The 10,285-nt window shown below is 36.7% G+C and carries 7 protein-coding genes; 4 read left to right on the top strand and 3 right to left on the bottom strand.

Translation table 11 applies throughout. The features are described from left to right. Nucleotides 1-201, bottom strand: a 201-nt coding sequence (locus ACQKNC_RS14635) for a hypothetical protein (RefSeq protein WP_427425562.1), incomplete at its 3' end; no start/stop codon positions are given. Between the two features lie 8 nt (nt 202-209). Further along, nucleotides 210-1,460, bottom strand: a complete 1,251-nt coding sequence (locus ACQKNC_RS14630; protein ID WP_427425561.1) for an NAD(P)/FAD-dependent oxidoreductase — start codon at nt 1,458-1,460, stop codon at nt 210-212. A gap of 531 nt (nt 1,461-1,991) precedes the next feature. Here ACQKNC_RS14630 and asnB point away from each other — a divergent pair. The 4 genes from asnB to ACQKNC_RS14610 all read left to right on the top strand — a co-directional run bounded on the left by asnB (nt 1,992) and on the right by ACQKNC_RS14610 (nt 8,362). Next, entirely contained in the window at nt 1,992-3,839 is a 1,848-nt protein-coding gene (gene asnB / locus ACQKNC_RS14625) for an asparagine synthase (glutamine-hydrolyzing) (protein ID WP_427425560.1), read from the top strand. A 495-nt stretch (nt 3,840-4,334) separates the two neighbouring features. Next, the gene (locus ACQKNC_RS14620) at nt 4,335-5,948 is read left to right on the top strand and encodes a putative polysaccharide biosynthesis protein (RefSeq protein WP_427425559.1); all 1,614 of its coding nucleotides are present in this window, start codon (nt 4,335-4,337) and stop codon (nt 5,946-5,948) included. A 9-nt stretch (nt 5,949-5,957) separates the two neighbouring features. Beyond that, nucleotides 5,958-6,671 (top strand): pseudouridine synthase, encoded by a 714-nt coding sequence (locus ACQKNC_RS14615; protein ID WP_427425558.1) that lies wholly within the window; start codon nt 5,958-5,960, stop codon nt 6,669-6,671. Nucleotides 6,672-6,835: 164 nt separating this feature from the next. After that, a complete protein-coding gene (locus ACQKNC_RS14610; protein ID WP_427425557.1) occupies nt 6,836-8,362 on the top strand; it encodes a diguanylate cyclase in 1,527 nt (508 codons plus the stop codon). Between the two features lie 219 nt (nt 8,363-8,581). Here ACQKNC_RS14610 and ACQKNC_RS14605 read toward each other — a convergent pair whose 3' ends face one another. Further along, complete coding sequence (locus ACQKNC_RS14605; protein ID WP_427425556.1) at nt 8,582-9,754, bottom strand: MDR family MFS transporter; 1,173 nt, start codon at nt 9,752-9,754, stop codon at nt 8,582-8,584. Nucleotides 9,755-10,285: the final 531 nt, after the last annotated feature.

Genomic DNA, 10,285 nt, shown 5'->3' with positions numbered 1-10,285 from the left:
TAACTCCCAGAAAATCGCTGATAAAAACCTGGAATCGCTGATAACTCCCAGAAAATCGCTGATAAAAACCTGGAATCGCTGATAACTCCCAGGAAATCGCTGATAAAAACCTGGAATCGCTGATAATTCCCAGAAAATCGCTGATAAAAACCTGGAATCGCTGATAACTCCCAGAAAATCGCCGATAGAAGTCCGAGACATAGAGTATATTACATTCCTGCGTTCATCCCTGCAATACGTCCTGTTACGAGTGCAGACGTTATATTATAGCCACCTGTGTAGCCATGAATGTCGAGGATTTCTCCGCAGAAAAATAAACCAATCTTTTTCTTCGAAGCCATTGTCTTTGGTTCAATCTCTTTAACAGAGATGCCGCCTCCAGTGACAAATGCTTTTTCAAGGGATTGCGTACCACTAACTGTCATTGTGAAATTGACGAGTAGTCTAGCTAAGTTGCGGATTTTTTCCTGTGATAATTCATTGCCTGTCATTTGTACATCGATGTCTGCGCGTTCACATAAAAATAATAGCCAGCGTTCAGGCGCAATTCCTTTCCAAACATTTTTTACAGCTTTTTTTGGATCTTCTTTAATGAGTCTGTTTAAATATTGCAGGCACGTTTCCTCATTATAATCAACAAGTGTTTGAATACGCATTGTCACTGGTTCGTAACCTGTTTTCATTAATTCCTTCACGACAAATTGACTACAGCGTAAAACCGCAGGACCGCTTATTCCGAAATGAGTAAAGAGCATGTCCATTTGATGTGTTACGAGCACCTTGCCCTTTTTGTTTAAAACAGAGACAGCGACATCGCGTAACGCAAGCCCCTGTAGCTCACGAGCCTGTATAAAATCCTCTTTTGAAAGAACAGGAACCTCAGTAGGGAAAAGCGTTGTGATTGTATGACCAGCACGTTCTGCCCATGGATAACCATCTCCTGTTGAGCCTGTTTGCGGAACGGCTTTCCCACCAACTGCAACGATTACGGCTTCACTACGAATTTCTGTGCCATCTGTAAGGCGTACCCCGAGAATTTTTTCCTCATCCATTAAAAGCTTGTTAACAGGTGTGTTTAAGCGTACTTCAACATGTAGCCTCTGAAGTTGACGAATAAGTGCATCTACAACATCTTGTGCGCGGTTGGATACAGGAAACATACGCCCATGATCCTCCTCTTTTAATGCCACACCAAGTCCTTCGAAAAATGTGATAATATCTTCGTTATTGTAAACCGTAAAAGGACTGTAAAGAAAACGTCCATTTCCAGGAATGTGCTTGACTATTTCTTCAACAGACAAACGATTTGTGACATTACAGCGACCTCCGCCTGAAATGGCCAACTTTTTGCCGAGTTTTGTCCCTTTTTCTAGTAATAATACTTTCTTTTTACGCTCTCCAGCAGCGATAGCAGCCATTAAACCGGATGGACCACCACCGATAACGATAACATCGTACATATATTTAAAAACTCACTTTCTCTTCAAATTAGGAATCTTTCCTATTATACATGAAGTCTATATAGAGGGGCTTCTTTCACATTGAAAATATAACAAAAGTATTTTATAATGCTTTATCTTCTACTTTAAGTAGCTCGTCACCATAACGTGGAGTTGATTTCCGTTCCGACTAGGCGCTTTCCTGGGGGCGTCCGATGAGCCGCTTCGCTTCGCTGTAGGGTCTCATCTGTGACGCTAATCCCCAAGGAGTTGCCTAGTCTCCACTACAATCAACTTATACACATGACATACTTTTTAATACAATGTCATCTAAAACTTTCGGTGATGAGCTTTCAAATGTGAAATTTAGGAGGAAGATGGAAAAAAAGTGTTTTTAAATGAGATAAAGTGCTCGTTGTTTGAACGAATAATCGGTGTAGAATAACCTCACTGATGAAAGTTTTACTTTATCTGTATTGTCTGCATGAAATGAATGTCTTTTCATGCTATTATGGTAAAGGTTATGCACTAAATTATGAGGTGAAAAATAGAATGTGCGGATTTATAGGCTATATTAATGGAACAAATGTGATCGATCATCATCAAACGATTGAAAATATGATGAATACAATTATCCACCGTGGACCAGACAGCGGTGGGATTCACAGTGATGATAAAGTAACGTTAGGATTCCGTCGATTAAGTATTATCGACTTATCAGACGTGGCAAATCAGCCGTTGTACAGTGCGGATGGGAACATCGTTCTTGTATTTAATGGAGAGATCTTTAACTTCCAAGAGCTACGTGCGGATTTGGTTGCTAAAGGTCACAACTTTAAAACGCAGTCTGATAGTGAAGTTATTATTTATGGTTATGTTGAATACGGAGTAGAATTTGTCAAAAAACTTCGCGGAATGTTCGCATTCTGTATTTGGGATAAAAAGAATGATTTACAATTCATCGCTCGTGATGGCTTTGGTATTAAGCCACTGTATTATACAGAAAACACAACAGATGGTACTTTTATTTTCGGTTCAGAAATTAAATCATTTTTACCGCATCCATCATTTATTAAAGAATTAAATAAAAATGCACTACGTCCTTATTTAACGTTCCAATATTCTTCAATGGATGAAACTTTCTTTAAAGGTGTGTACAAATTACCACCAGCACACTATATGCTTATTAAAAATGGACAAAAGCAAATTGTGCAGTATTGGGATAAAAAATTCCATGCAAAAGAAGCTCCAATTGAAAAATATGTTGACGACATTCGTACAACAGTAAGAGAATCTGTAGATGCGCATCAAATAAGTGATGTAAAGGTTGGTTCTTTCCTATCAGGTGGTATTGATTCAAGTTATATTACTGCATTATTACGCCCTGATAAATCCTTCTCTGTTGGTTTCTCTGACTACGAGGATATGTTTAATGAAACAAATTTAGCAAAAGATTTATCTGATACATTAAATATTCAAAATGAGCGTAAATATATTTCGGCAGATGAGTGTTTTGAAGCATTACCAAAAATTCAGTGGCATATGGACGAGCCGCAATCAAACCCATCTTCTGTACCACTTTACTTCCTTTCTGAATTAGCATCGAAGGATGTAACAGTAGTACTTTCAGGTGAAGGTGCAGATGAAATTTTTGGTGGCTACTCATGGTACCAAAATTCTGGCAAAATGCAAAAATATGAAAAAGTTCCATTTGGTATCCGTAAAGCGTTACGTGGTATAGCAGAGGCGTTACCTAAAAATCAATATACGCACTTCCTTGTTAAAGGTGGTCAAACAGTAGAAGAACGCTTCATTGGGGAAGCGGTTGTATGGGACGAAGAAGATGCATTAAATGTATTGAAACCAGACTATAAAAATGGTCCATCTGTAAAATCGATTACAAAACGTATTTACGATGAAGTTCCAGGTGACGATGATGTTACTAAAATGCAGTATCTTGATCTAAATCTTTGGATGCCAGGCGATATTTTATTGAAAGCAGATAAAATGAGTATGGCTCATTCTATTGAATTACGTGTACCATTTTTAGATAAAGAAGTGATGGAATTAGCGAAAAATATTCCATCAAAATATCGTGTAAATGACATTGATACGAAATATGTTCTTCGTCAAGCTGCGCATCAGGAATTACCTGAAGAATGGGCAAAACGTCCAAAGCTTGGCTTCCCAGTGCCAATTCGTCACTGGCTTCGTGAAGAAAAGTACTATAAAATGGTAAAAGAAATGTTTACAACTGATTTTGCCAATGAATTCTTTGATACAAAACAATTAGTAGGCTATCTAGATGAGCACTATGAAGGAAATGCGAATCGTGGACGTTATATTTGGACAGCTTATGTGTTCTTAGTATGGTATAAACAATTTTTCGTAGATATGTAATAGAGAAGTAGCTTTAATCGGTGGGGGTTTTCTTAATCTCCACCGATTATTTTGAGCTTTCTACTTTCTATGGGGGAGATACAACCGCAATTTTTTTATTGTGCTGTGTTTTTCTAGAACTTTTTCGTGTGTTTATGCGTCTGTTTACCTATAAATATGTTAAGATTACAGTTGGTTTACTTATTTAATATTTTTGCTATGATGTGCTTTCTTGTTGTTTTGCTGATTTTTGTTGGTTGTAGTACTGTAGTTTTAACAGTGAAAGAAAGCTTTTTATATGGCAGCGTTTGCAAGTTATTGTGAAACATCTTTAAAAAGTGCTCTGGGTGCAGAAAGTGCTGCTCAAGGAGTAGGTTGTACCTCAAATGCTTTGAAAAAGTCTTGTCTGCTTCATTCAAAGAACCTAGTGTACTGAAGAAAACGCCTTTAACAGCAAATATTTCATAAGTGTTAAGAAAATGAAAATATTGATTTTACGATGAATGGATGGGTATGATGTCCAATTTAATGAAAGGTACTGCGATATTAACAATGGGAATGTTTTTATCGAAGGTGCTCGGATTAATTTATATTTTTCCGTTTTATGCGATTGTGGGTGAGGAAAATGTTGCCCTCTATCAATATGCATATATTCCCTACTCGATTATGCTAGCAGTAGCCATCTCGGGTGCGCCAATTGCTGTATCTAAGTTTGTTTCTAAATACAATGCAATGGGTGATTACCAATCAGGCCGTAAGCTTTTGAAATCAGGCATACTTATTATGCTGTGTACTGGGTTAGCGGCGTTTATTGTTCTCTTTCTACTAGCTACGCCAATTGCGGGTCTTGTTATAAAAAGTGATGAACAGGCATTTAGGGTAGAGCAAATTGCCTCAGTTATTCGCTGGGTTAGCTTTGCGTTAATTGTCGTGCCATTTATGAGCCTTTGGCGTGGATTTTACCAAGGCTATGACAAAATGGAGCCTACAGCGATTTCTCAATTAGTGGAGCAAATTGTTCGTATTGTTGTGTTATTAGGTGGTTCATTCTTAGTTGTGGTAGTTTTCAATGGGAAACCAGAAACAGCTGTTTCCTTTGCAGTATTTGCTGCCTTTATTGGGGCAATTGGTGGGTTACTGGTACTTTATTATTATTGGAAAAAATATCAACCTGAATTTGATTTATTGCGTAGTCAGAGTGTTACGTCTACACAGCTACCAATGTCCAACATATATAAAGAAGTAATTACGTATTCGATTCCAATGGTGTTTGTAGGCGTAGCTAATCCGTTATTCCAATTAGTAGATATGCTAACATTTAATGGAGCTATGATATCTATAGGCTTAGCTGAAGTAACGGATAAGTATTTATCAATGATTAACTTTACAACACAAAAGGTAGTCATTATCCCAGTAATGCTAGCTACAGGTTTTTCGTCGGCGCTAGTACCGACAATTACAAAATATTTTACGCAAGGTGAATATGTATCGCTACGAAATGCAATGGATAAGACTTATCAAATATTGATTTTTATTACATTGCCGGCAGTAGTTGGAATTTCATTGTTAGCGAATGAAATATACTTTATGCTCTATACTGAAAGCGAAATGGGGGCTATGATTTTAGCCCATTATGCTCCTGTTGCTATTTTATTTGCATTATTCCAAGTCACAGCAGCTCTTTTACAGGGTATTGATTTCCAAAAGTGGATTGTCTTAAGCTTATTATCTGGGATTTTAGTCAAGCTAGCGATTAACATTCCTTTAATTCGCTGGATGGAGGCAGATGGCGCACTTCTTGCCACAGCTATTGGCTATAGTGTTTCAATTATCATTAATATGCTTGTGCTACGAAAAACACTGAACTACAGATCAGAAATGGTTGTTCGTCGAGTTATGCTAATTTCTCTTTTGACAGCGGCAATGGCTGTAAGTGTACTAATTGTACATTCACTTTTGGAGTTAATAATGGGGCCAGTAAGTGGCAAATTCTCTGCATTAGTTTATTCTGTTATTTGTGCCGGAGTAGGTGTAGCGGTATATGGCTATTTGTCTTTACGCCTGGGCTTAGCACAAAAACTTCTTGGTGAACGATTGACAAGAATTACGAACAAACTGGGAATAAAATAGGAGGTACTAATGCGATTAGATAAATTACTGTCGAATATGGGTTACGGGTCACGCAAGGAAGTTAAGCAGCTTTTAAAGCAAAAAGCGGTGACAGTGGATGGTGCATATGCGAAGGATGCAGCATTACAAGTTGACCCTGAAAAGCAGGAGGTCTCCATATTTGGTGAACGTGTTATTTATACAGAATTTGTTTACTTTATGATGAATAAGCCTTCTGGAGTTATTTCTGCTACGGAAGATTTACGAGATGAAACTGTTATCGATTTACTAGAGTCTTCAGATCAACATTTTCAGCCTTTCCCAGTTGGTCGCCTAGATAAAGATACAGAAGGATTATTGCTAATAACAAATGATGGCATGCTGGCACATAATTTATTGTCTCCTAAAAAACATGTGCCGAAGGTTTATTATGCACAAATAGAAGGAATTGTGACTGAGGAAGACTGTGAGAAATTTGCTCAAGGTGTTAAACTAGACGACGGTTATGTAACAAAACCGGGAGAGCTCATCATATTAAAATCTGCTCAGCAATCAGAAATTGAGTTAACAATTCAAGAAGGTAAGTTTCATCAGGTGAAGCGTATGTTTGAGGCTGTTGGTAAACGTGTAACGTATTTAAAACGCCTATCGATGGGTAGCCTAAAGCTAGATGATAGTCTAGAATTAGGTGAATATCGAGAATTAACCGATGAAGAGCTAGTCAGCTTACAAAATAGGGATTAAAGAATTCCTCGATGCTAACAACGATTAGTATCGAGGTATTTTTTATATACATACTTATGCCGGTAACTGTATAATTGATATAACTTTTGATTTACTCAATAGTACTAATAAATCTCTAAATGTTTCAGAAAAAATGATGGTGAAAATAAGTAGAGGACAAGTTAATGAAAAACCTAAGAATTAAATTATTCATATCTTTAATTGCCTTTGCATTAATACTCGTTGCTGTAATTTTTTATTTCAATAGGCAAATACTAGTGGCTGATATAGAAAAACAAGAAGTCTTAAATAGAACATTAATTGAAAACCATATTTTAACAGATATGCAAACTGTAGATAATGCACATTTTTATTTTGATCAAAATATTTCTGACAAAATGGAAGAGGTTCTACGGAAACTAATTACATACTATAAAGAAAACCCATATATAGCAAAGTGGGATTTGCAGAAAATAAAAAATGAGCATGGAATGGATGTATACATACTCGATCAATCAAATACTGTCCTTTATACAACATTTGAAAAGGATAAAGGTTTGGACTTTTCTCAATGTTGCCAAAGTTTTTCTACTTTACTTGATGAACGCCGAGCAAGTGGGGAATACTACAATGATGGTATAGATATTTCAACAACTACTGGAGGATATCGGAAATTTGGCTATTTGGCAACACCTGATAAGAAATATTTATTTGAGGTGGGTATAGACTTACTTGAGGATCCTGTATTTCAAACCTTTAATTTCGGAAAGACTGCTGATTATCTAATTGATAAATATGCTGATTTGTTAGAAGTACAAACGATAAATGCGGGAGGGGTTTTCTTTGATTCTAAATCTCGTAAAATAACTGTAAATGATCAATCGAAAATATTTCAAGAGCATTTTAAGCTAGCAAAAAAAACGATGAAGCCAACGGAATATCAGAGGAAATTGAAAAATGGCTATATCGAGACGTATCGATTTTTACCATATGAAGCGGAAACTATTCGGGGAGAATCCTCTAAAAGAGTTGTATTTGTGAAATATGGGAATTTTACAGAAATAAGGGCGCTAGCTAAAAATATAAAGCAGTTTCGAATATTGCTTTGTATTGCCTTAGTAACTTCTTTCATCATGCTATTAGTCATCAATAAACTTCTTTCCAAAACAATTCATCTTGCAACATACGATCCATTAACAAATGTTTATAATCGTGCTACCTATATTAGAAAAATGGACAAGTTATTAGGAAAAAGAAAGACAAATCGACCTGGTTTATTGCTGTTAGACCTAGATAATTTTAAACAAGTCAATGATCGGTTTGGACATGTTGAAGGTGATAAGATCCTGATTGAAACAGCAAGAATCTTAAAACAAGAAGTAGGGAAAAAAGGCTTTGTTGTAAGATTTGGTGGGGATGAATTTGCAATTGTTTTATATGATACGAAGGATGAATATATGGAAAAATTAGCAGATTCTATTTTGGATAAAATTCGTCACTTGAAGTATGAGGATAAAGCCTCTATTGATAGATGGTCTGTACTGTCAGTCAGTATGGGTGGTGCCGTTTGCATTCAATCAAATGCGTCTGAAAGATGCTTATTTGAGCGTGCAGATAAGGCATTATATCAATCAAAAAATGCTGGTAAAGACCAATATTCCAGTTATGAAGTGATTACTACTGATGAAGAAGGCGAAAATCACCTAAAATAAGGCTGAGATTGTATAATCAATCATTCACTCGCTCCATTACTATTAGTGAGTTTAGGCAAGTATTTCAAATGCTTGAGATTCGCTAATAGAAATGGAGCGATTTTTTTGTTTGAAGCTTTAGTGAAAGCAAAGAAGTTAGGTGGGAGGTTTATTGTCTGTAAAAGCCCGATTGGTGAAGAATAATAATCAGTGGGGGATGAAGAAAATTCCTACTAATTATTACTGTTGTGGCTTATGTTTTGATCTATAAAATATACAACTGCATAAAACAAGAACAGCAATGACTGCATACATTGCGTCTGTATAGTGTGTTAACAGCCATCCGCCAATGATTGGACCAATAAAGCCCCCTAAATTTTTAAATTGGGCTGCACCTAAATAAGTTGCCTTTTGTGTATCGGGTGCAATTTCATCGATCATAACATTCATAGTCGGAAATGCGAAAATTTCACCAATCGTGAATATAATCATAGCGATAATAAATAGTGGATAGTTATTTGAGAAACCGAATAATAAAAGACCAAACGCAAAGAACAAGATACCTACTAATAGAGTAGCTGTCGATGAAAAACGTTCTGAAAATATACTAATCGGTAATTGTAGTAATAAAACCACCGCTGCATTGAGCGAAATTAGCAGTGAATAAAGTTTAGTACCATCTTCAATTTTAAGTTCAATGATTTGTGGCAGTGTTGAATCAAATTGAGAGTAGCCAATGTTTATTAAAATTGCTCCAAAAATAAAGCTTAGTAGTATACGATTCGTCAATAGTATCGTGAAGGTTTGCAGTATTTTTGTTGGTGCTGAAGGTTTTGGTTGTTGCATTTCATAGCGATTTAAAACGAAAAATAAAAATACCGCATAAATAATATACATAGTCCCTGTCAGCATGAATGGAATACTTGGGCTGGACAATTGAGAAATATAAACACCAATAATAGGGCCGATAACAGCGGCTATGTTAATGGCTGTGTAACGAAACGAAAACAATCTTTTTCGTTTGTCAGCAGGAGTAAAATCAATCATTAATGCTTGTGTCGAGGGTTCAAAGAAGGAACGACATAAACCATTCAAGGCGTTCAATGCTACAAAGAACCAAATCGATTGTGCTGTTGCAAAGCCAAAGAACACAATGCTCCAAACAATAATAGTAAGTAAAATGACGCTTTTCCTACCAAATCGGTCTGTTAAATAGCCACCAAAGAATCCTCCTACTGTGGAGATTAGCGGTGCAATACCGATCGTCAAACCTATTTGTAAGGGGGAGGCTTCAATTTCATTATGTAAGTAAATTGCTAAAAAGGGCATCGCCATAAAACTTGCAATGCGTGTGAAAATTGTTCCACCTAAAATAATCCAAACTAGTGGATGAAACAGTTTGGATAGTTTCATAGAAAAACCTCCTTTCAAAATGTAGAATGTTTCGATTTTAACGGATTGTTAAGCAATTGTAAATAGTCGAAAAATATGGGGGTTAACGCTGAGAAAACGAATGTTATAAAAACACATGAATTCTTAGCAAAAATAGGGCTCTGCATAAATAAGGTTCATCGCCATAACGTGTGGTTGATTTCCGTTCCGGCTGGGCGCTTTTATCGCTGCCGCTACGCTTTCGCACAGTTAAAACATTTGTTGCTGTCGCTACGCTTTCGCACAGTTAAAACATTTATTGCTGTCGCTACGCTTTCGCACAGAAAACATCCGCTGCGCTGTAGGGTCTCGGGCCAACAGATGTTTTTTGCTCGAAAGCGTAGTGCTAACGAAGCGTCAGCAGCAGGATGTTGGTCACGAAGGCGTTATCACAGGACGTGATGGTTTTAGCCTTCGTTCCTCTAAATCGCTAATCCCCAAGGAGTCGCCCAGCCTCCACTCCAATCAATTTATATACATGGCATCACTTTTAAAATAATGTCATCCACAATT

Source organism: Lysinibacillus sp. NPDC094177 (assembly GCF_050279145.1).
Classification (GTDB): Bacteria; Bacillota; Bacilli; order Bacillales_A; family Planococcaceae; genus Lysinibacillus.
The sequence above is the reverse complement of the archived record's forward strand: the minus strand, read 5'-3'. Positions and strand labels throughout refer to the sequence as shown.